This window comes from Brevundimonas sp., from assembly GCF_044336875.1.
Lineage (GTDB): Bacteria > Pseudomonadota > Alphaproteobacteria > Caulobacterales > Caulobacteraceae > Brevundimonas.
In genome coordinates, this window is the sequence record NZ_JBIIOP010000003.1 from 260,442 (window position 1) to 281,470 (window position 21,029).

20 protein-coding genes and 1 tRNA gene are annotated in these 21,029 nt (G+C 66.2%); 10 read left to right on the forward strand and 11 right to left on the reverse strand.

The annotated features are described in order from the left end of the window. Positions 1 to 142 precede the first annotated feature (142 nt). Positions 143 to 634, forward strand: a complete 492-nt coding sequence (locus ACIQ1T_RS06545) for a VOC family protein (RefSeq protein WP_395943711.1) — start codon at positions 143 to 145, stop codon at positions 632 to 634. 16 nt (positions 635 to 650) lie between these two features. Here ACIQ1T_RS06545 and ACIQ1T_RS06550 read toward each other — a convergent pair whose 3' ends face one another. From ACIQ1T_RS06550 to ACIQ1T_RS06585, 8 genes are all read right to left on the reverse strand, one after another. Next, positions 651 to 1,169 carry a flavin reductase family protein gene (locus ACIQ1T_RS06550; protein WP_395943712.1) on the reverse strand — a complete coding sequence of 173 codons (519 nt, stop codon included), beginning with the start codon at positions 1,167 to 1,169 and terminating at the stop codon, positions 651 to 653. Continuing rightward, positions 1,166 to 2,476 carry a peptidase M20 gene (locus ACIQ1T_RS06555; protein WP_395943713.1) on the reverse strand — a complete coding sequence of 437 codons (1,311 nt, stop codon included), beginning with the start codon at positions 2,474 to 2,476 and terminating at the stop codon, positions 1,166 to 1,168. The genes ACIQ1T_RS06550 and ACIQ1T_RS06555 overlap by 4 nt, the downstream gene beginning before the upstream one ends. Positions 2,477 to 2,485: 9 nt before the next feature. Then, entirely contained in the window at positions 2,486 to 3,763 is a 1,278-nt protein-coding gene (locus ACIQ1T_RS06560; RefSeq protein WP_395943714.1) for a CynX/NimT family MFS transporter, read from the reverse strand. A gap of 166 nt (positions 3,764 to 3,929) precedes the next feature. Next, on the reverse strand, positions 3,930 to 4,601 hold the full coding sequence (locus ACIQ1T_RS06565) for a cysteine hydrolase family protein (RefSeq protein ID WP_395943715.1): 672 nt from the start codon (positions 4,599 to 4,601) through the stop codon (positions 3,930 to 3,932). Continuing rightward, on the reverse strand, positions 4,601 to 5,707 hold the full coding sequence (locus ACIQ1T_RS06570; RefSeq protein ID WP_395943716.1) for an LLM class flavin-dependent oxidoreductase: 1,107 nt from the start codon (positions 5,705 to 5,707) through the stop codon (positions 4,601 to 4,603). Before ACIQ1T_RS06570 ends, ACIQ1T_RS06565 begins: the two co-directional genes overlap by 1 nt. 278 nt (positions 5,708 to 5,985) lie before the next feature. After that, entirely contained in the window at positions 5,986 to 6,831 is an 846-nt protein-coding gene (locus tag ACIQ1T_RS06575) for an oxidoreductase (protein ID WP_395943717.1), read from the reverse strand. A gap of 34 nt (positions 6,832 to 6,865) precedes the next feature. Continuing rightward, entirely contained in the window at positions 6,866 to 7,747 is an 882-nt protein-coding gene (locus ACIQ1T_RS06580) for a TauD/TfdA dioxygenase family protein (protein WP_395943718.1), read from the reverse strand. 19 nt (positions 7,748 to 7,766) lie between these two features. After that, on the reverse strand, positions 7,767 to 10,124 hold the full coding sequence (locus ACIQ1T_RS06585) for a TonB-dependent receptor (RefSeq protein WP_395943719.1): 2,358 nt from the start codon (positions 10,122 to 10,124) through the stop codon (positions 7,767 to 7,769). A 297-nt stretch (positions 10,125 to 10,421) separates the two neighbouring features. Here ACIQ1T_RS06585 and ACIQ1T_RS06590 point away from each other — a divergent pair, with 297 nt between their 5' ends. The 6 genes from ACIQ1T_RS06590 (at position 10,422) to ACIQ1T_RS06615 (ending at position 17,831) form a co-directional block, all read left to right on the forward strand. Beyond that, positions 10,422 to 10,700 (forward strand): hypothetical protein, encoded by a 279-nt coding sequence (locus ACIQ1T_RS06590; RefSeq protein ID WP_395943720.1) that lies wholly within the window; start codon positions 10,422 to 10,424, stop codon positions 10,698 to 10,700. Between the two features lie 31 nt (positions 10,701 to 10,731). Then, entirely contained in the window at positions 10,732 to 11,727 is a 996-nt protein-coding gene (locus ACIQ1T_RS06595) for a bile acid:sodium symporter family protein (protein WP_395943721.1), read from the forward strand. A 102-nt stretch (positions 11,728 to 11,829) separates the two neighbouring features. After that, complete coding sequence (locus tag ACIQ1T_RS06600) at positions 11,830 to 12,939, forward strand: acetamidase/formamidase family protein (RefSeq protein WP_395943722.1); 1,110 nt, start codon at positions 11,830 to 11,832, stop codon at positions 12,937 to 12,939. A 128-nt stretch (positions 12,940 to 13,067) separates the two neighbouring features. After that, complete coding sequence (locus ACIQ1T_RS06605) at positions 13,068 to 15,389, forward strand: acetamidase/formamidase family protein (protein WP_395943807.1); 2,322 nt, start codon at positions 13,068 to 13,070, stop codon at positions 15,387 to 15,389. Positions 15,390 to 15,494: 105 nt separating this feature from the next. Then, positions 15,495 to 16,574 (forward strand): TauD/TfdA family dioxygenase, encoded by a 1,080-nt coding sequence (locus ACIQ1T_RS06610; protein WP_395943723.1) that lies wholly within the window; start codon positions 15,495 to 15,497, stop codon positions 16,572 to 16,574. Between the two features lie 12 nt (positions 16,575 to 16,586). Then, positions 16,587 to 17,831 carry an NAD(P)/FAD-dependent oxidoreductase gene (locus ACIQ1T_RS06615; protein WP_395943724.1) on the forward strand — a complete coding sequence of 415 codons (1,245 nt, stop codon included), beginning with the start codon at positions 16,587 to 16,589 and terminating at the stop codon, positions 17,829 to 17,831. 18 nt (positions 17,832 to 17,849) lie between these two features. Here ACIQ1T_RS06615 and ACIQ1T_RS06620 read toward each other — a convergent pair whose 3' ends face one another. From ACIQ1T_RS06620 to ACIQ1T_RS06630, 3 genes are all read right to left on the reverse strand, one after another. Next, entirely contained in the window at positions 17,850 to 18,266 is a 417-nt protein-coding gene (locus ACIQ1T_RS06620; RefSeq protein WP_395943725.1) for a 2Fe-2S iron-sulfur cluster-binding protein, read from the reverse strand. Then, positions 18,259 to 19,473, reverse strand: a complete 1,215-nt coding sequence (locus ACIQ1T_RS06625; protein WP_395943726.1) for an aromatic ring-hydroxylating dioxygenase subunit alpha — start codon at positions 19,471 to 19,473, stop codon at positions 18,259 to 18,261. Before ACIQ1T_RS06625 ends, ACIQ1T_RS06620 begins: the two co-directional genes overlap by 8 nt. Before the next feature lie 69 nt (positions 19,474 to 19,542). Continuing rightward, entirely contained in the window at positions 19,543 to 19,737 is a 195-nt protein-coding gene (locus ACIQ1T_RS06630) for a hypothetical protein (protein ID WP_395943727.1), read from the reverse strand. A gap of 156 nt (positions 19,738 to 19,893) precedes the next feature. Here ACIQ1T_RS06630 and ACIQ1T_RS06635 point away from each other — a divergent pair, with 156 nt between their 5' ends. The 3 genes from ACIQ1T_RS06635 (at position 19,894) to ACIQ1T_RS06645 (ending at position 20,986) form a co-directional block, all read left to right on the forward strand. Further along, entirely contained in the window at positions 19,894 to 20,409 is a 516-nt protein-coding gene (locus ACIQ1T_RS06635; protein WP_395943728.1) for a Dps family protein, read from the forward strand. Positions 20,410 to 20,492: 83 nt separating this feature from the next. Next, the gene (locus tag ACIQ1T_RS06640) at positions 20,493 to 20,852 is read left to right on the forward strand and encodes a hypothetical protein (protein WP_395943729.1); all 360 of its coding nucleotides are present in this window, start codon (positions 20,493 to 20,495) and stop codon (positions 20,850 to 20,852) included. 49 nt (positions 20,853 to 20,901) lie between these two features. Continuing rightward, positions 20,902 to 20,986, forward strand: a tRNA-Leu gene (locus ACIQ1T_RS06645). Positions 20,987 to 21,029 lie beyond the last annotated feature (43 nt).

Consider the following 21,029-nt stretch of genomic DNA (forward strand, 5'->3'; position numbering starts at 1 on the left):
GGCGTGCGTCGCGATCTTGCGGCTGGGCGAACTGAGACTTGGCGCCAATCCTGCGGGCGCTTCAGGCCAAGACGATGCGGGGCGGGACGTGATGCAGATCGGATCGCCGGTCGGCGTTCGACCGGGAACGATGGAGTTCCGCTTGTCCAAACCCAACACCCTCATCTTCGTGGATCTGGCTTCGGATGATCCTTCGGCCGCCGGTCGCTTCTATGCCGAGGTCTTCGGCTGGGAGAACGACGCCCGGCCCGAGGGCATCTATCACCGGATGGTGCCCGGCGGCCATTTCACCAATCCGGACGGCGCGCCCAGTCTGATCGGCAATCTGCATCTGGGGATCTTCGACGCGGCCAATGCGCGGCCCCATCCCGAGCCTGCGGGCGTTGCGCCGCGCGGCCTGAGCCAGGACGGGCGCAAGGCGCGGATCTGGGTGCTGGTCAGCGACGACGACACGCCGGAACGCATCCTGGGCGCAGCGATCGAGCGCGGCGCCGTGGAACTGTGGCGCAATCACTACTGGGCCGAGTTCAACGGCTACAACCACGCCTTCCGCGACCCCTGGGGCAACGAGATCCTGCTGTGGGGCAAGGCGGGCCCGAACCCGGCCGTGCCGGATCATTTCACCCGCGAATAGGGCGCTCGATCAGGGTTCAGGCTGGGGGCAGATGCGACAGCCGCCCCCGGCCATGCACCAGGGGCGCCAGGTCCGGATCGACGTGGATCTGTCTGGGGCGTCCGATCAGTATGTCGTGGTCGCCGCCCGGCAGGCGTTCGCCCAACCGGCATTGCAGCGTAGCCGCACAGTTCCGCAGCACCGGCGATCCGTCCGGCGCCAGGTCGAACGCGACCCCGTCGAAACGGGCGGCGGCCTGGGCCTCCGTGCCGGACCGGGCAAAGGCGTAGGCGAGATCCTCCTGGCCGGCGCCGAGGATGTTGACGCAGAACCGCCCGCTGGCGATCACGGCGCCCAAGGTGCGGCTGGAGGTGGCCAGGCAGACCAGGACCAGGGGCGGCGACAGGGACAGGGAACTGAAGGCGCTGACCGTCGTGCCGCTGAGCCGACCCTCGACGCTAGTCGTGATGATGGTCACCCCCGACGGGAAGCTTGCCATGGCGGCGAGAAAACGCGCCGTGTCCCGTGCCGGGTCAAGCGTCAGGGCGGCGGTCATGCGACGCGCCCGCACAGGGCCAGGGTCGCCAGGGCGTAGATCCGGGTGCAGGCGACCAGGTCGTCGACACTGGGACGCCAGCGGACCGGCCCCATGGTGACGGAGGGGATCCGGTTCAGATTGAAGACATTATGGTCCCGCCACATGCTGGAATAGACGGTGTGGCCGACCGGCATGGGGCCGCCGCGCACCGAGGCGTGGGCCTTGTCCAGGGCGGCCTTCAGCGGCTGGACGGCGACCGGGTCGGCTTCGGCGCCGGCGCGGAAGACATAGGGGCGGACCTCGCAGTCCTCGAACCCGGCCGCGCGCAGCACGGCCTTGAGCTCCCGATCCACGGCGCCGATCGTCTGGAGCGGCCCCATGTTGACGTCCAGGTAGATCGAGCAGACCTCGCTGGAGGCGCCGATGGACTGGGGATTGCCGCCCCGGATGGCGCAGATCTGGACCTTGGGGGTGACGGTTCCGCCGCCTTCGCTCTCGTAGGCGTGGGTCTTCTCATAGGTGCGGGCCCAGGCGTTCACGGCCTCGATCACCCCGCCCATGCGCACGATCGGATTCAGGCGCGCCGTCTGGGTCTCGTGATCGAGAATGGGGGTGAACAGGGCCTCGCCGTACACGGTGATCTTGTAATAGGCGTAGCCGCAGGCGGCCCAGTTCAGCCCGAAGTCCGTGCCCTCGGCCGAGATGGCGAAGTCCGGAGCGACACCGCCGTGCGCCAGCATATAGGCGGCGCCCAGCTCCTTGCCGAGACTGGCCACGCCCTGGTGTTCGTCGACCGGCTCGGGGCCGATCTCGCCCGGACAGGCGGTCAGATACAGGCTTCCCGACAGCTTGAACCCGGCGGCCTTCAGGGCCTTGGCGGCCATGATGAAACAGACCATCGGCCCCCGGTCGTTGCCGACCGCATAGCCGAAGAAGACCTCGTCCTCGAGCCAGGCCTGCAGCCATTGCGGATCCGCCAGCGTCTCCGGGCGATAGGTGTGGCGGTCGACCGGCTCATAGAAGGGGCTTTCGGTGTCCAGGTGGCTGGAAAACAGAAGATTGGGCCCGTCGCCCTCTCCACCGAACCGGCCGACGACATTGAAGCGATCCTCGACCAGAGCGACCTTTTCGGGCGCGAAGCCTTCCTCGGCCATCCAGTCGAAGACGTACTGGCCGGCCTCGCGCTCGCGTCGGGTCGGGCTGGGGATGTTGCAGAGTTCCAGGACGCGCCGGACCAGTTCGTCGCGATCGATGGCGGCGTCGATGGCGGCGATGTCGGCGGCGCTGAACTGATTCAGCGAAAAGGGAAGAACGGCGTCTGACATCGCGGGGGTTTACTCGGCCGCAGGAACGGCGGCGGCCTCATGCGGGGCGATGGTCGAGGCGGCGGTGTCCGTCCCGGCGCCGCTTTCAGGGGTCGGCTGGTGCATGAACAGCAGGCTGCTGAAACCGACCAGGGCCAGCAGGGCGGCCAGGACGGCGAAGACGGGAACGAAGCCGCCGGTTTCGTCGGCCACCCAGCCGGCTACGATCGGGCCGAGGACGGCGAAGGTGGTGGCCATGGTGGCCATGGCCACCATCTCGCCGGCGATGGCGCTGCCGAAATAGCGCAGCAGCAGGATGTGAGCGCTGAGCCACGCCATGCCCCAGCCCAGGCCGAAGATCAGCGCGAACCCATAGGCGAGGATCGGCGTCGTCGTGGTGCAGAGGATGACGATGGCCAGGCTCTGAAGGAACAGGCCGCCGACCATCAGACCCTTGGGGTTGGTCTTCTCGCTGAGGGCGCCGGTGAAGCCCTTGGCCAGGGTGCCGGTCAGGGCCAGCAGGCTCATGGCGATGGCGCCGGGCGCGCTGCCGCCGCCCAGGCTGGCGACATGGGTGACCAGGACGGAGTGCATGGTGGTGACGACCGTCTGGACCACGATCATGGCCAGGGCCAGGAAGAGGAAGGAGGGGGTCCGCAGGGCCGCCGACACGGACCAGGGCCTGGGCAGTTCGACCTCGATGCCGCCGGAACCGGCCGCCTTGACCTGGTCGGTCGTCTCGACCCTGACCGCGTCACGCACGCAGATCAGACAGATCAGGCCGACCACGGCCGCGAAGGCCGCCATCACCATCCAGTGGACGCGCCAGCTGCCCGACAGGCCGACGATGCTGCCGACGATCAGCGGTCCCACGACGCCGCCGAAGGCACCCGCCATGAAGTAGAAGCCGACCCAGCGCGAGGCGGTTTTGGGGAACCAGGTGGCGAGCAGATAAACCGCAGGCGCCGGGGCGACCAGCGAGAAGCCCACCCCCATCAGGGTGGTGGCCAGGAAGAAGAGATAGATGTGCTGGATGATCGCGGCGAGGAAGAAGCCGAGCGCCAGAACCAGCCCGCCGACGAACATGGTCCAGCGCGAACCGACGAACTTCATCAGCAGCGGCGGCAGGGGGCTGCTGAGCCCGCAGGCCAGACCCAGGCAGGCGAAGCTGAAGCCGGCGGCGGCCTGCGACCAGTGGAGATCCTCGACCATGGTGTAGAGCACATAGCCCAGCGAGGTGAAGGTCGTCGCGGTGACGAAGAAGAAGCCGAGCGAAGCTGCGAACATGACCAGATATTTGCGCGCCATCGTCATTCCTCGGATTGGGGCGGCGGGCGAGACGCCCGGCGCGGTTGCCTAAAATCTGGAAAGAAGCTCCGTCATCCTGATCCCCACTCTCCGCCGTCTTGTTGCGCGCCGCTTGATCGGCAGCGCCCCTTGAGTTGCGGCTGAGCGAACTGGGCCCGTTCCGCGCCTAGAGCGGCGTCCAGGTCGCCAGCACGTCGTCGGTCAGTACGGGCAGGGCGAAATTCCGGGTCATGATGTTCATCGCCGCCCGGTGCAGGGCCGGGTCGTAGGCGGCGCAGGCGTCCTCCACGACGAAGACGTTGAACTGATGATGGAAGGCGTCGCGGGCGGTGGAATCGACGCAGCACTCGGTCGTGAAGCCGGCGACCACCAAGGTGTCGACGCCGCGCGCCCGCAGTTGCAGATTCAGGTCGGTCCCCGAGAAGCTGGAATAGAGCAGTTTCTCGATGTGGATGTCGCCTTCCTGCGGCTGGATCGTCCCGTAGTAGTCGGCGCCGACCTCGCCAGCCCGACATAGTTCCAGGGCGTCGTCGCCGTAGCCGCGCCTCTGCATCAGCAGTTGCAACGCCCGGCTGTCGCTTTGCTTGCGGGTGACCACGCGGATCAGGACGACCGGGACGCCCGCCGCCCGCGCGCCGTCGATCAGGGGGGGGATCCGCGCCAGGGCGGGCTCCAGGATCGACATGTCCATGCCGGAGCGTCCCAGCACGCCGTCCTGGGCCACGAAGTCGTTCTGGACGTCCACGATCAGCAGGGCAGTGCCGGCGGGCGGGATCATTCCAGCCAGGTCCGCGCGTGGGACGGTGACGATGGCGAAGGGATCGGGCGTCTCGTCCATCAGGCGGCCCGTTCGGGGAAGCGGGCGCGCAGCAGGGGCAGCACCTTTTCGGCGAAGACCGGCAGGCCGGTCAGATAGTCGGGGAAGATCAGCATCAGCCCGTCCAGGTCGGCCTGATCGAGCAGGGTGATCAGCCTGTCGGCTATGGTCTCGGCGGAGCCGACGGCGTGTTCGCTGATGAAGCCGCTGCGCGCCTTTTTCACAAAGGCGTTTTCCTTGCCGATCTCGCTGTCGAGGAAGCCGTAGGCGCGCATCATGCCGTGCAGGGCGCCCTCGTCGAAGCCGGCGCGATAGGATTCCGCCGTGGCGGCGGCGGCCTCGTCCGTGTCGCCGATCACCAGATTGATCATGGTGTAGGTCTTGATGGTCTTGCCGACGTCCTTGGCCATCTGCTTGGCCTTGCGGCTGTTGGCGGCGAGTTCCTCGACCGTCGCCCCGCCCAGGAAGATGGCGTCCATCTCCTCAATCGAGAATTTCATGCCGCGCGACGAGGTGCCGGCGCAGACCAGGAAGGGACGGGGATCGCTCAACGGCTTGGGATCGCTCTGGCAGTCCTTCAGCTGGAAATACCGGCCGTCGTGGGTGACGCTGGGCTCGGACCAGAGCCGTTTGATCACATGGACCCATTCCTCGGCGAAGGCGTAGCGGTCGTCGTGGTTCAGATCGTCGCGCCAGGCGCCCATCTGCTCGAACTCGTCCTTGAACGAGCCGCTGACCACATTCAGTCCGGCGCGACCGCCGCTGACGTGATCCAGGGTGGTCATCATCTTGGCGGTGACGGCGGGGTTCTGCAGCAGGGTGTGGACGGTGGCCCAGACCTTCACGCGGCTGGTGACCGCCGCCAGGGCCGCCATCAGGATTTGCGACTCCATCGAATAGCGCCAGTGTTCGGTCTCGCCGCCGAAACCGCGCAGCTTCGACATGGCCATGATGAAGTCGAGGCCATGGTGTTCGGCCAGTTCGGCGACCTTGCGATTATAGGCGTAGGAGCCGTCCAGCTTCGGCGTGGAGGAGGAGATGATCCAGCCGCCGTTGGCGATCGGCATGAAGACGCCGAGGTCCTTGCCGCCGAGGTCGGAGGGCAGGTGAGAAGAGGTCGTGGTCATTGCGTCAGGTCCGCGCAGGGCGCCGACGGATCCCTGGCCGGAAACGACGATCGGACAGGGGCGGTCGGCGGAGAGAAATGGATCGTCCGACGGCCTGGGCCGTCAGGGAGGTTCGCAAATGTCTCGTTCGCCAAAGCCGCCTGACCGAGCCGAGGCTCAGACTACCGGCTTATCCATGGGCGCGCTCCTCGGCGGTCGGGAAAGGGTGATGCTTCATTGAACCTGGCCGGGGATCCATTCTTGACCCCAGGCGCACGCAGACTTGTCGGCGGCCTGGATCAGGCGGCCTCGACATCGGCGAAGTCGGTGCCGGTCGACAGAGTTTCCCACTGCGCGGTCTCGGCCAGTTGGACCTCCAACTTGTCGCGCAGATAGCCGACGGCGTCCGCACCCAGCAGCAGGCGCAGGGGCGGCTGTTCCGCGTCGAGCGCCGCCAGGATCGCCTGGGCGGCGCGGGCGGGATCGCCTCGCTCCTGCCCGGCGTGGCCTTGGAGGATGCGCTTGCACTCGGTCAGGGTGGTGCCCTCGTAGTCGGCGATGGGGGTGGCGGCCTCAATGCGCGACCGTCCGGCGAAGTCGGTGCGGAAACCGCCCGGCTCGACCATCATGACGCCGATGCCGAACGGCGCGACCTCCTGGGCCAGGGTCTCGGTGATGCCTTCCAGCGCGAACTTGCTGCCGGAATAGACGCCCAAGCTGGGCCAGCCGACAAGGCCGGAGACCGAGGTGACATTGACGATCGTGCCGGAACACCGGGCCCGCATCGCGGGCAGCACCGCCTGCATCACCGTCACGGCGCCGAAGACATTGACCTCGAACTGGGCGCGCATCTCGGCCAGGGAGACCTCTTCCACTCCCGAGACCAGTCCATAGCCGGCGTTGTTGACCAGGATGTCGATCGGGCCATGCGCCGCCGTGACGGCGGCGACCGTCGCCTGGACCGCCGCGGGATCTACCACGTCCATGACGAAGCCATGCGCGCGGTCGGGCGACAGGGCCGCGAACCGCGCCGCCGCCTCGGGGCTGCGGACCGTGCCGGCGACCCGGTCGCCGCGATTCAGGGCGGCCTGGGCCAGGGCGCGGCCGAAGCCGGAACTGACGCCTGTGATCAGCCAGGTTTTCATGGTGTCGTCCGATCCGTTTTGAACAGGGGGCGGGTCAGAAGACCGGTCGCTCGCCCTTGAGAGTGATGCGGAAGCCGGAGCGGACCTGGGGGAAATAGTCCCAAACCGCCAGATGGTGGGTGCAGCGATTGTCCCAGAAGGCGATCGAGTTCGGACGCCAACGGAAACGGACGTGGAAGTTCGGATTGGCGCAGTGCTCATAGAGATAGGCCAGGATCGCCCGGCTTTCCTCGTCCGACAGTTCGTTGATCCTGGTGGTGTAAGACGAGTTGACGAACAGCGCCTTTCGCCCGGTCACCGGGTGGGTGATCACGACCGGGTGGTTATTGCGCGGATAGACCGTCTCATAGTCCTTGTAGAGGGCGTGATAGACGTGATTGGCGTCATGCTCGGCCGTCAGACCCTCCAGATAGGTCTTCATCCGGTCCGAAAGGGCCTCGTAGGCGGCGTACATGCTGGCGAACAGGGTGTCGCCGCCGCACTCGGGCACGGTGTGCAGGCGCAGGATGCTGCCCATCGGCGGCTCGGCGTTGCAAGAGAGGTCCGAATGCCAGGACTCGCCCGCCACATATTTTGAGTCGGCGTCGGCATGGATGGCCACGATCAGCGGGTGGTTCTCGATGCCGGGCGCGCCGGGGTGGACGATCAGTTCGCTGAAGGCTTGTCCCAGCGCCATATGCTGTTCGTGGCTGATCGGCTGGTCGCGGAAGAAGATGACCAGATGCTCGGCCAGGGCGCGCCGCAGCTCGATCTTCTGGGCCTCGCCTATGGGCTGGGTCAGATCGATGCCTGAAATCTCGGCGCCGATCCGCAGGGTCACTGGTTCGACCTTGATGGTGCGATAGGGTTCGGTCGCCCCCGCTGATGCGGGGACGACTGGGGCTGGGGCGGATGACTGGACGGCGGTCTGTGTCATGTTCGACGTCCCTGTAAGGTCAGAACTTGTAGCCGATTGATGCGATCCACTGGCGAGGCGCGATATAGGTGTCGCTGACCTGGGCGCTGCCGTAGGGATCGCTGAAGCGCGAGTTCAGGCCTTCCTCGTCGAACAGGTTGGAGCCCGTCAGCGAGACGTTCCAGTTCGCCGCTTCCGGCTCGTAACGCAGGAAGAGGTTGACCGTCGAATAGGCCGGCACGATGTCGGTCGAGGCCTCGTTGAACAGGCGATAGACGTATTCGCCGCGATAGACGTACTCGAGCTTGGCGGTGACGAAGCCGCCCGCGATGTTGTCCGAATAGGTCGTGCTGACCGAACCCTGCCGCCCGGGAATCTTCGGCACATCGTTGCCGTTGATGTTGGCGCGCGCAGAGTTGCGGGCCAGGGCGGCGTTGTAGAAGTTCGACCAGAACAGATAGCCCGGATAGCCGGCGTCGCTCTGGGCCTGGGCGGCCGAGACGGGGTCCAGGGCGAAGTAGTCTTCGTCGAACTGACCTTCGGTGAAGGAGAGGGTTCCGTCGAAGCGCCATTTCGGCGTCGCCAGCCACGAGCCTTCGAGCTCCAGACCATAGATCTCGGCGCTCGGCGCATTGCTGATCCCCTCGTAGAAGAGGACCGGATCCTCTTCTAGGAACTGCATGTCGCTGTAACTGTAGAGGAAGGCCGCCGCGTTGAGTTGCAGCCGGTTGTCGAGCAACCGGTTCTTGGAGCCGACCTCGAAGGCGTCGACGGTTTCCGGGGTGAAGGTCGCCTTGATCGCCTGCCAGTCCGTGCCGCTGTCGGAGGCGCTGTTCAGGCCGCCGGGCTTATAGCCGCGCGTATAGCTGGCGTAGACCATATTGGTCGGGGTGAACTGGTAATCGAGCGAGACCTTACCGGTCACCTCCTCGGTGGTCAGGCCGGGGCGCGCCGTCGGCTGCAGATGGGCGCCGGAGGTGAAGCCGGGATCGCCGCCGCTGTAGCTGCCGCTGGCCCCACTGTATTCGTCCTTGTTGTAGCGCAGACCTGCGGTGAGGCTCAGTTGGTCGGTCAGGTCGTAGGTTCCCTGGAAATAGGCGGCCCAGGACTTGCGCTCGATGCTGGACAGCTCCGCATAGGTCACGCTGGCGACCGCAGGATCGTCGAAGGGGGTGTCCTTCGGAAGGGCCGGGCGCATGATGTTGTCGTCGTCGTCGCGGTATTCGATGACGTATTGCGCGTTTTCCGACTGGAGATAGACGACGCCGCCGATCCACTGGAACGGTCCGTCGGTGTTCGACGCTAGATTGAACTCCTGGGTGTAGGACTCGGTGTCCGACTCCCACAGCGGGACATGGTCGTAGGCGGTGCCCGTGAAGATTCGGGGATCGTAGGTTAGGTCGTAGAAGAGGTCCGCCGTCAGGCCGTCGGCGTCCCAGGCCTGCATGCTGTGGAGCTTCTGGTAGCTGGAGATCGACTTGAAGGTCGCCCAAGGCAGGTCCCACTTCAGCGAGGCCGAATACAGGTCGGTCTCGACGACCGACTTGCCCGGATAGTCCTGGGACAGGATCCGGGGGTCGGATTCGGGATCGAGGATGTTCTTCTGCGCCGGGCCGTTGGTGTCGCTGTCATAGCTGATGGCGCTCAGGGTGATCGACAGGTCGTCGCGCGGCGCCCAGAGGGCGGAGACCTTCCAGCCCGTCTCGTCGGCCTCGTCGAGGTCGTAGTGATCCGTGCCCTCGACACCGGTGGCGTAGGCATAGCCTTCATGGCGATAGGTCTGGACGGCGCCGCGAATGGCGAAGGTGTCGCCCAGAGGAATATTGAGTGCCGCGCTGGTCTTGCTCAGATCATAGTTGCCGACCCCGACCGACAGGGCGCCGCCGTAGGTTCCGAGTTCCGGCTGGTTGGTCACGACATTGATCGTGCCGCCGGTCGATCCCTGACCGAACATGGTCCCCTGCGGGCCGCGTAGAACCTCGACCTGAGCCACGTCGATGAAGGCGGCGCTCGCCGCGATGGAGTTGAAGATATAGACACCGTCGACGTGATAGGAGACGCCCGGCTGGGTGTTGGTGTTCTCGGGCGTTTCCGAACCGATGCCGCGAATGGCGACCATCAGTTCGCCGCCGCCGCTGCGCGCCACGACCAGGCCCGGAACGACGCCGTTCAGGCCCGTGACATTGGTGATATTGCCCTGCTCCAGCGTCTCGGCGGTGACGGCGGTGACGGCGATGGGCGCCTTCTGCAGTCCGACGGATCGACGCTCGGCCGTGACGATGACTTCGGAAAGTTCGCTCGACTGGGGTTCGATCGCGGCGGTCGACTCGTCGGCGGGCTCATTTTCAAAGGCGAGAGCGGCGGACGGCGCCAGGGCGACCATAGAGGCGGAAAGCAACAGTACCAATCGCGAACTGGCGACCTTACAGGTTTGGCGGCGCATCAGCGTATCCCCTTTATCTCGCTGAGACAGGACACTGGTACGGCGGGCTAGGAGCGCCGAAACAGCGCAGCCAAGGTGTCCGTCTCGTGTTGCGCCTTCTTGATTTGGCACGTCCTATTTGTTGCAGGAACCTCCGTCTGCTGAAGGTCGGATTGACTCGGTGAGGGGCCGACACGAGACAGGTCTTCCCATGAAGTCAGGCGTGCGCAAGACAGATGTCTGGGGTTTGCGCGGCCCTTCGGAGACATACGTGTGGCGAAACTGCATTACCTGATCCCGCGCTCGGATGTGGAGAGCGAGGAGCGTCGCCTCCTCGCCGCGCTCAATGCGGGAGGCTATGCGGCCGAGGGCCTGAACCTGTCCGATCTGGCCCGCCAGGCGGTCACCCGCACGGCCATGGAATGGGTCAGCGCCGTTGACATAGAGATCGTGGAGGCGGACTGGGCGACGACGCCCGACGGCGGCGCCGAGATCCTCTTCCTGTTCCATGACGCGGACGATGCGGAGCGCGCGCGTCTCGCGCTGGATTGATCCCGTTTCCTCCTGAAGATCGAGTTCGACCATGTTTCGCCGCATCCGGCCTGACGGCTTCACACTGCTGCTTGTCGGCGCCGTGGTTCTGGCCAGTCTGGCGCCGTGTCGAGGGTCCGTCGCGATCGCGCTGGACTGGGCGACCCGCGCGGCGATCACTCTGTTGTTCTTCATGCATGGGGCCAAACTGTCACGCGAGGCGGTGGTTCACGGCCTTGGGGCCTGGCGGCTTCACCTCGGCGTGGCCGGCTCTACCTTCATCCTCTTTCCGCTGCTCGGCATGGCGGTGGCCCTGGCGCCCGGCGTCTGGGTCTCGGACGAGGTGAAGGTCGGCGTCCTGTTCCTGTGCGCCCTGCCGTCCACAGTCCAGTCTTCCATTGCGCTGACGGCGATAGCCGGCGGCAATGTGGCGGCGGCCGTCTGCAGCGCCTCTCTGTCCAATATCGTGGGCGTGGTGCTGACGCCCCTGCTGGTGGGCCTGATGATCCATACCCAGTCCGAGGCGGCGGGCGATCTTCTGGGCGCGATCGGCAATGTGGCCCTGACCCTGCTGGCGCCCTTCGTCGTGGGGCATCTGTCGCGGCCGATCACGGCGGCCTTCGTCGATCGCCACAAGGTCCTGCTGGGACGTCTGGACCGGGGATCCATCCTGCTGGTCGTCTATACGGCCTTCAGCGCGGCGGTGATCGGGGGCGTTTGGACCCGGCTGACGGCCGGGGATCTCGCCGTGATCGCGGTCCTGGACGTGGCGCTTCTGGCTGCGGTGCTGGGGCTGACCGCCTTTGCGGCGCGCCTGGCCGGCCTGAAGGTCGCGGACGAGATCGTTCTGGTCTTCTGCGGATCGAAAAAGAGCCTGGCCAGCGGGGTGCCGATGGCGGCGGCGCTGTTCCCCGCCGCCACGGCGGGGATCATCATCGTGCCGCTGATGATGTTCCATCAGTTGCAGCTGATCGTCTGCGCGATCCTGGCGCGACGCTACGCCGAACGGGGCGAGACGGAGCCGGTCCAGACGCGACAGCCCGCCTGAACGCCGTGCGCCTCAGCCCGAGTTTTGTGCGCGTGAGGTCAAGACCTTCCGCGTCGTCAGGGCGATGTCTGGCCCCAATTCGGTTTTCAGGAGAGCGGGCGAATGGCGTTGATCTGCGACGGCGGTCAGGTGCGGCATGAGGTGAAGACGGGGGCGATTCATCACCTTCGGGCGACGCCGGAAACCGTGCACTGGGGCTATTTCCACCCCGAGATCAAACCGGCGCTCCGCGTCCGCAGCGGCGACCTGATCCAGGCCGAAGCTGTCACGCACCACGCTGGCGACGCGCCAGAGCTGATGATGGACGAGGCCATCACGCGGATCTTCACCGAGATCGATGCGTCGGACCGCGCGCCGGGCGTGCACATCATGACCGGCCCGATCTATGTCGAAGACGCCAAGCCCGGCGACATGCTGGAGGTCCGCTATTTCCGCATGACGCCGCGGTTCAACCACGGCTCAAACCTGGCGGCCAACTGGGGGCATCTCTACCAGGAGTTCGACGAGAAGGAGCGGGTCACCATCTATGAGCTCGATCCCAACGCCAACACCGCCAGCGCCCTGTACGCCTATGACTTCAAGGGCAAGTATCTGACGCCGGGGACGATCACCCACTGCCCGGTGTGCGAGCGCCAGCCCGCGCTGAAGGGGGTCACCATCCCCGCCCGTCCGCACCTGGGCACGGCCGGCGTCGCGCCGGCGACCGACGAGCGGGTCAGCACCATTCCGCCCGGCCTGCACGGCGGCAATATCGACAACTGGCGCATCGGCGCGGGCGCGACGATGTATTATCCGGTTCAGGTCGACGGCGCCCTGTTCTCGATCGGAGACCCTCACGTCAGCCAGGGCGACGGCGAGATTTCAGGCACGGCCATTGAGGCGTCGCTGGACGTCCTGTTCCAGATCGTGCTGCGCAAGGATTTCAGCTTCCCGTCACCCCTGCTGGAAACCCCGACCAAGTGGATCGTGCACGGCTTCGACGAAGACCTGAACAAGGCGATGAAGAACGCCGCCCTGGACATGCTGCACCTGCTGACCGAGCATCAGGGCCTGAGCCGCAACGACGCCTATTCGCTGATGAGCGTGGCGACGGACTTCGGCGTGACCCAGGTGGTCGACGGCACCCAGGGCATCCACGTCCGCGTCGATCGGGGGATTTTCCCGAGCAAGGGCGTGGTCGGCGACCTGCCGGAAATCAAGCCCGACAGATAATGGACGTGCCCGGATGATCCCTGCATTGACCATGGATACTTTGCTCCACTAGCGTCGCCTTGGCGTTGTGTCCTCCTCCCCGTTGGACGCGACGCTCCCGGGAATATCCAGGCCATGTATCAGTGCGGCTGACGACCAACGCTTATCCGAAGGAGCAGCGTCACGATGCGTGGCGGTTCGCCCTCAAACGCGTCTCGCTCGAGTGCCTCGACAGCGAGGATGACATCTATGGCGAACTGGTCACCTTCCGCAGCGCCCTGGACATCCAGTTTCTCCGCATCACGGGATCGCGCCAGTCGCTGGCGGTTGATTTCAGCCAGACCCTGGCCTGTGTCTGGCTGGTCCTGGTGCTGGAGGGCGAGGGAACGGTCACCAGTGGGGCGGCGCGCCAGGATCTGGCGGCCGGTTCGCTGATCTGCGGCGGCGACCGGGTCGGGGTTCGCCTGGACATGACCGGGGATCATCGACTGCTGGTCGTCCGTGCGCCCCTGACCCTGCCCAGTCTGAAGGCGCGGGCGACCCCGCCGTCGGTCATGACGGTGCTGGACGCCGAGTCGAACCTGGGACGGATGATGGCCGGCCTGCTGTTCTCGGTCGCTGACGCCATGGTCGACACCACCAATGACCAGATGCGGCCGGTCGAGACGGCCTTGCCGGAGTTCATCGCCTCCCTGCTGCTGGACAGCGCGCCCGACAAGGATCGCGGCGGGACGGCTGGGGGGCGGGCGGCGCTGCTCGAACGGGTCTTCCAGACCATAGAGATCCGCCTGAGCGATCCAGACCTGAGCCTGCAGCAGGTGGCGCTCGAACACGGCATCTCGCCCCGCTATCTGCAGAAGCTGTTCGAATCCGTCGGCGACAGCTTCGGCCATTGCGTGAAGACCCGACGGCTGGAACGCTGTCGTTTGGACCTGGGCAGTCCGCTGCACGCCCAGAAGTCGATTTCGGAAATCCTGTTCCAGTGGGGCTTCAACGACTCGGCCTCCTTCAGCCGGGCGTTCCGGGATCAGTACGGCGTCAGCCCGCGCCAGTACCGCAAGGCGCCCGCCGTTCTGAAGGAGGAGGCGAACGAGGCCCCTCTGAGGGGACGGCCCGGGTCGCTGAAGGAGCCGCGCAAGCCTCAGCTCCGCCTGGCGACGATCGAGGACGAAGAAGTCGAAGCGGCGCCCCCCGAACCGGTGATCGATCCGCCGGTCATGGGGGCGGAGGTCCGCCACCATCTGCTGCCGGCGACGCCGGAGACCATTCACTGGGGCTATTTCAGCCGGGGGCTCAAGCCGGCGATCGAGGTCCAGTCGGGCGACTATGTCACCATCGAGACCCTGACCCATCACGCCAATGACGACCCGGAACGGATGGTCGAGGGGGATGCGGGCGTGGAATCGGTCTTTCGCTGGACGGCCGAGGAAAAGGCTGTCGATCGGCGCGGCGCCGGGCCGGGCGACGCCTCGGCCCTGGGGCGCGGGGCCGGCGAGGGGTTCGGCGTCCATATCTGCACCGGGCCGATCGCCATCGCGGGGGCGCGTCCGGGGGATGTAGTCGAGGTGCGTATTCTCGACATCTCGCCCCGGCCCAGCGGCAATCCCCGGTTCGCCGGCCGCGCCTTCGGCAGCAACGCCGCCGCCTATTGGGGCTTCCACTACAACGACCTGCTGACTGAGCCGAAGCCGCGCGAGGTGGTGACCATCTACGAGATCGATCACCAGCACAGCCGTAGCTGCGCCCGGGCGGTCTACAACTATCGCTGGACGCCCCAGACTGATCCGTTCGGGGTCGTGCACGACAAGATCGACTATCCGGGCGTCCCGGTCGATCTGGACACGGTCGAGCGCAACTTCGACATTCTGCGCGACGTCGAGGTGCCGATCCGGCCCCATTTCGGGGTCGTCGCCATGGCGCCGGCCCATGCCGATCTGGTCGACTCGGTGCCGCCGGCGAACTTCGGCGGCAATATCGACAACTGGCGGCTGGGCCCCGGCGCCAGCATCTTCCTGCCGGTGGCGGTCGCGGGCGGGCTGTTGTCGATCGGGGATCCTCATGCGTCCCAGGGGGATTCCGAACTGTGCGGCACGGCCATCGAATGTTCGATGACGGCCGTGATCCAGGTGATCCTGCATCCGGCCAAGACGGCGCGCGAGCCGCTGAAGGACCTGGACTATCCCCTGCTGGAAACCGCCGACGAATGGGTCATCTTCGGCTTCAGCCATCCCAACTACCTGAAGGAGCTGGGGGCCGCGGCGCAGAGCGAGGTCTACAAGAAGTCCTCCATAGACCTGGCCATGCGGGACGCCTTCCGCAAGGCGAGGCGGTTCCTGATGACGACGCGCGGCCTCAGCGAGGACGAAGCCATTTCCCTGCTTTCCGTCGGCGTCGACTTCGGCGTCACCCAAGTCGTCAACGGCAACTGGGGCGTCCATGCGATCATCCGCAAGGCCATGTTCGCCGGCTGAGTGCGGCCAGGATCAAAATCGCGCGCGGCTGACGACAAATCGGTCGTGCGATGAAGTGATAGGCTCGGGCCAGATCATGTCACCACCGGAAGTCGAGACCTCGAGATGAGCACCCTGACTGCACTGCCGCCCATCACCGGAGCCGCCGCCTGGCGTGGGGACACGCTCAGCAAGTCGCAGGACTGGGTCTATATGCTCTCGCCGGAGCAACTGGTCGAACTGGAAGCCCTGGGGCAGAGGTTCGTCGAGGAGGATCCGGATCTGCGCTTCGTCCAGGCGGAGGACTATCCGCTCGTGGCCTGCGCCGAGGCCGTCGAAGAGTGGGGCCGGGACGTGGACCGGGGGCGTGGCTTCGTCCTGGTGCGCGGTCTGCGCACCGACCTCTATTCCGACGCCCTGTCGGCGGCGATCTATTACATCCTGGGTCTGCACATGGGCGATCCCATCCGGTTGAACGAGTTGGGCGACCTGATGGACAGCGTCTACGCCACCTCGACCAAGACCATGGACGATCCCACGGCCCTGTCGTCCAAGGTGCGCGACAAGCTGGTCTTCCACTCCGACAGTTCGGACATCGTCTCGCTGATGTGCCTGCGTCCGGCCAAGTCCGGCGGCGCCTCCTGCCTGGTGTCCGGCGCCGAGATCTACAACGAGATCCTGCGGCGTCGCCCTGACCTGGCGCCCCTGCTGCTCGAACCCTTCCATTGGGACTGGAAACGCCAGGATCACGAGGCACCGGCCAACAGCTACACCTCGCCGGTCGTCAGCCTGGCGCAGGGGGTGTTCAGCATGTATGCGGGCAGCCTCTATATCCTGACCGCCCAGGAATATCCCGACGTGCCGCGCATCACGCCCGAGCAGATCGAGGTGCTGCAGCTGTTTGACGAGATCACCTACGAGCCGGGCATGGCCATAGAGATGGATTTCCGGCCGGGCGACATCCAGTGGCTGTCGAACTATGCGGCCCTGCATTCTCGCACCGAGTTCCAGGATCACCCGGAGCCGCAGCGCCGTCGTCACCTCCTGCGGCTGTGGCTGAGCCGGAACGCCGGGCGGCCCGTCGTGCCGGGCTTTGGCAAGAACGGCGTGGTCCAGGTGCGCGAGGCGCCGCGCGACGGCAAGCCCGAACACCCCGAAGCCTGGTTCAGCATCAAGCAGGTGTCCGTGCCGCGACTGCTGTCCTGAGCGGCTGCGATCATGGAACATTTCGACGTGCTGATCGTCGGCGCCGGTCACGGCGGCGCCCAAGCGGCGCTGCTGCTGAGGCAGGAGAAGTTTGAGGGCTCCATAGCCCTTGTCGGGGACGAGCCCTGGCTGCCCTATGATCGACCGTCGATGTCGAAGGACTATCTGTCGGGCGCCAAGCCGTTCGACCGCCTGGCGCTGCGTCCGGCGAACGCCTGGGCCGACCGGGACATCGACCTGCGGCCGCGGACGAGGATCGTGGCTGTGGATCCGGTCGAGCGACGCGCGACGACCGAAGCGGGCGAGGTCCTGTCCTATGGCCGAATGATCTGGGCCGCCGGGGCGGCGCCGCGACGCCTGACCTGCGCCGGAGGTGATCTGGACGGGGTTCATGTCCTGCGTGGACGCGACGATGTGGACGGCCTGCTGGCCGGGCTGGACGCGGCGCAGGACGTCGTCGTGATCGGCGGCGGCTATATCGGTCTGGAAGCCGCTGCGGCCCTGATCAAGACCGGCAAGCGGGTCACGGTGGTCGAGGCCAGGGAGCGGTTGCTGGCCCGGACCTCGGGCGAGATCGTCGCCCGGACCTTCGAGACCGCGCACCGCCGCATGGGGGTGAATTTCCGCTTCGGCCTGTCGGTCGATGAACTGAGGGGAGGCGACGGTCGGGTCCGCGCGGTCGTCCTGTCCGACGGCCAGGTTCTGGAGGCGGACCGGGTCATCGTCGGTATCGGCGTGACGCCCAGTGTCCAGCCCCTGCTCGATGCGGGTGCGGAGGGAGGCGACGGCGTCCTGGTTGATGAATTCTGTCGCACCAGCCTGGACGGGGTCCTTGCGATCGGCGACTGCGCCCGTCACCTCAATCCGTTCGCCGGCGCGGATCCGATCCGTCTGGAGTGCGTTCAGAACGCCCACGACCAGGCGCAGACGGCTATACGCCACATCTGCGGCCGGCCCACGCCCTATGCGGCGGCGCCCTGGTTCTGGTCCAACCAGTACGACCTGCGTCTGCAGTCGGTCGGACTGGCCTCGGGCCATGATGCGGTGGTGGTGCGCGGCGACGCCGACAGCGCCAGCTATTCCGTCGTCTATCTTCGTCAGGGGCAGGTGATCGCCCTCGACTGCATCAACGCGGTCAAGGACTACGTCCAGGGACGGGCGCTCGTGGTCGGGCGCGCCGTCATACCCGAGGCCGCCCTGGCGGACGCTGGGACGCCCCTGAAGGCGCTTTACGCTGCAGTCGCGGAAGCGGCCTGAGGGCCGTCTGCCTGCGGCTCAGTCCTCGGGGGCTATGGTGAAGGTGCGGCCGTCCAGGGCGCCGGTCAGTTTCAGCTGGCAGGACAGGCGAGAGAACTCGGTCCGGTAGTCGGAGGCGTCGAGCAGGTCGCTTTCGTCCTCGGTCATGGGGGCGAGCGATGCGGCCACATCCGGTTCCACATAGACATGGCAGGTGGCGCAGGATCGCGCGCCGCCGCACAGGGCCAGTAGCTCGTCCACGCCGGCGTCGCGGATCGCCTCCATCACGGACAGATCCTCGTCGCCCTTGATCTGGATCGTCTCGCCTTCGCGCGTCACGAGATTGAACTGGACCATGGGCGACACGACACTGGACTGGCTGGAAACGGGCGACGGGGGGTGGCGCAGGGACGGCGTCTGCGCCGCCGCCGTGGTGTCGGAACGGGACTCAGCCACCGACGACCGCCAGGCGCGGCTTGACCGGAGGCTCCGGATTGTGGCGCTCCCACTCGGCCTTGTAGCGCCGGATCAGCCAGTTGTTCAGTCCGGCCTGGGCGCCCTCCTGCCAGGAGTAGCGGCCGCGTTTGGCGTAACGGGACTGCAGCCCGATCTGGACCTTGGCGTCGACGTCGAAGTCCTGGGCGATGATGTGCTGGGTGGCGGTCCACATGGCTTCCAGCTTGTGCGGGAAGGCGTCGTCCTTCATCGCGCCCGGCGCGACCAGCAGGCCGGTGTCCATATAGTGGGTCTGGGGGCTGTCGGGCCGCAGGATCATATAGATCACCACGTCGCTGGTCATGACCAGCGACAAGGTCGGGGGCAGATTGGCGAAGGTCAGCCGGTTGCGCTCGACCTCGGTCAGGCCGGGGAAGATCGGCAGCATGGCCTTCTGGGTGGCGTTGAAGCTGGCGTCCGGATGGGTCGACCCATTGTAGCGCAGATAGCCGGCGGCCGCCGGGTCGGCCGGCGGAAACTCCGCCAGGTTCGACGGCACAAAGTCGTGCAGCGGTCCGTGGTGCAGACGGCTGGCGTGATAGCCGTCGTTGTTGTTCTCGAACATGACCTTCCAGTTCCACGCCATCAGGGGCGCCGGTTCCGGTCGGGGGCCCTCGGCCTTGGCCAGGTCATAGGGGGCGATCGCCTCGGCCACCTGGGTCAGGCGCGGCGCCAGGGGCTCGGCCTCGGCGTCCAGATTGACGAAGATGAAGCCGTGCCACAGCTCGACCTTGAAGTTCGGCAGGCCGTGCGCCTTGCGGTCGAAGTCGCAGGTCTTGTTCATCGCGGGGGCGGCGACCAGGTCGCCGTCCAGGGAATAGGCCCAGTGGTGATAGGGGCACAGGAAGCCGCGGGCGTTGCCGCTGCCTTCGGCCACCAGCATGGCCCGGTGCTGACAGACGGACGACATGGCCTTGATCTCGCCCTTGCGATTGCGGGCGACGACCATCGGCTCGTTGGCGATCGTGGTGGTGAAATAATCGCCCGGTTCCGCCAGCCAGCTCTCGCGCCCGACGCACAGCCATTCGCGCGTGAAGATGGCCTCCTTCTCGAACGCATAGAACTCGGCGTCCGTGTAGCACTCTGGAGGCAGGGTCTCGGCGGTCGACACGTCCTGGGCCGAGCTGTCGAGACTGCGGATGAATTCGGATGTGAGGGTGATCGTCATGAGGTCAGACTAGGTCGAGGTCGGCCAGGCTTCTTGGCGTGTGGCGAACAAAGACTTGGCGTGGTCTGATCAGCGGAGCGGCGTGGCGGTCTCGAGGGCGTCGAGATGCGCGCGGCCGAAGTCTCGAACGACCACGGCGCCGTTGTTCGAGAACTCGATCAGCCGGTCCCCGTCGGGCGTGAAACTAGGCCAGGCCGGACCGGATTCCTGCGCCGGAACCCCGGTCTTGGCGAACAGGCCCCTGGCCAGGGGAGAGGTCAGCAAGAAGTTGACCAAGGACGCCCCGGCGGATTTCCCGAACAGTCGGCTCGGGATCGACCCCGCCTATCTTCGCCATAAGCAGAATTGACCTGCCGCAGGGCTTTCGTCCCGACGTCGTGATCCTTAGCTAGACTACAGGTTAAGCCGAGGAGAACGACCATGGTCACCGCCCGCGAAAAGCGTCTGGCGCCGCTCAGAACCCCAACCAGCCTGTCAGAGGACGCGACGCGCGATATTTCCGCCGCCCTCACCGCCCTTCTGGCCGATGTCTTCGCCCTCTACATCAAGACCAAAAACTTCCACTGGCACGTGTCGGGACCGCATTTCCGCGACTATCATCTGCTACTGGACGAACAGTCGGCCGAGATACTCGCCATGACCGACCCGATCGCGGAGCGGGCGCGCAAGATCGGCGGCACGACCCTGCGTTCGGTGGGGCAGATCGCCAAGGAATCACGCGTCGCCGACAATGACGCCGATTATGTCGACCCGCTGGATATGCTGGCCGAGCTGCGCGACGACAACAACGATCTGGTGGGACGGATGCGCGAAGTGCACGACCTGTGCGACGAGCACAACGACATCGCCACCGCCAGCCTGCTGGAGAACTGGGTCGACGAGACCGAGAAGCGCGTCTGGTTCCTGTTCGAATCGGGCCGTCGCGGCAACGGCTGAGACGTTCAGGGAACATCCCGACTTGTCACGCTTTTCGGATCGGTAATAGTCGATGCCGGGGGAAGCGAGAGGGAGGGAGCGCGATGAAGATCGCGTGGATGGGCTGTTGCCTGATGTTGGGCGTCGCTGCGGCGGCGCCCGCGCGCGCCGATATGGACGAGGCCTTCGGCAATACGATCATCTCCCACTATCCGAACGGGCAGTGGGTGAAGCATTTCTTCGAACCCGACGGACGCTACGCTTCCCAGTTCTCGGATGGGCGTCAGTTGAGCGCCCGCTGGAGCCGGGAGGGCGACAAGATTTGCCTCACAGGGTTCCGGCCGCGTCAGATTCTGCCGCGGTTCTGCAGCCGGATGGTCGAGGCCGACGTCGGCGACAGCTGGCAGGCCAGGGACCCTCTCGGGCGATCCATCCGCAACGAACTGGTCGCCGGGCGCCGTTGACGCTTGTCACGGCCCTCGCGGCCCTCTAGAGGCGACGGCCTGCCTACACGCGGATGTGGCGGAACTGGTAGACGCACTGGATTTAGGTTCCAGCGCCGAGAGGCGTGGAGGTTCGAGTCCTCTCATCCGCACCAAAGCAAAAAGGCCCCGGAGCGATCCGGGGCCTTTCTTCTTGAT

Coding starts and splice junctions, on each gene's coding strand:
- ACIQ1T_RS06555 (WP_395943713.1), bottom strand. CDS start 2,476: ATGTCAGACGCCGTTCTTCCCTTTTCGCTGAATCAGTTCAGCGCCGCC.
- ACIQ1T_RS06615 (WP_395943724.1), top strand. CDS start 16,587: ATGGAACATTTCGACGTGCTGATCGTCGGCGCCGGTCACGGCGGCGCC.
- ACIQ1T_RS06610 (WP_395943723.1), top strand. CDS start 15,495: ATGAGCACCCTGACTGCACTGCCGCCCATCACCGGAGCCGCCGCCTGG.
- ACIQ1T_RS06595 (WP_395943721.1), top strand. CDS start 10,732: ATGTTTCGCCGCATCCGGCCTGACGGCTTCACACTGCTGCTTGTCGGC.
- ACIQ1T_RS06565 (WP_395943715.1), bottom strand. CDS start 4,601: ATGGACGAGACGCCCGATCCCTTCGCCATCGTCACCGTCCCACGCGCG.
- ACIQ1T_RS06570 (WP_395943716.1), bottom strand. CDS start 5,707: ATGACCACGACCTCTTCTCACCTGCCCTCCGACCTCGGCGGCAAGGAC.
- ACIQ1T_RS06560 (WP_395943714.1), bottom strand. CDS start 3,763: ATGGCGCGCAAATATCTGGTCATGTTCGCAGCTTCGCTCGGCTTCTTC.
- ACIQ1T_RS06580 (WP_395943718.1), bottom strand. CDS start 7,747: ATGACACAGACCGCCGTCCAGTCATCCGCCCCAGCCCCAGTCGTCCCC.
- ACIQ1T_RS06640 (WP_395943729.1), top strand. CDS start 20,493: ATGAAGATCGCGTGGATGGGCTGTTGCCTGATGTTGGGCGTCGCTGCG.
- ACIQ1T_RS06600 (WP_395943722.1), top strand. CDS start 11,830: ATGGCGTTGATCTGCGACGGCGGTCAGGTGCGGCATGAGGTGAAGACG.
- ACIQ1T_RS06550 (WP_395943712.1), bottom strand. CDS start 1,169: ATGACCGCCGCCCTGACGCTTGACCCGGCACGGGACACGGCGCGTTTT.
- ACIQ1T_RS06635 (WP_395943728.1), top strand. CDS start 19,894: ATGGTCACCGCCCGCGAAAAGCGTCTGGCGCCGCTCAGAACCCCAACC.
- ACIQ1T_RS06575 (WP_395943717.1), bottom strand. CDS start 6,831: ATGAAAACCTGGCTGATCACAGGCGTCAGTTCCGGCTTCGGCCGCGCC.
- ACIQ1T_RS06625 (WP_395943726.1), bottom strand. CDS start 19,473: ATGACGATCACCCTCACATCCGAATTCATCCGCAGTCTCGACAGCTCG.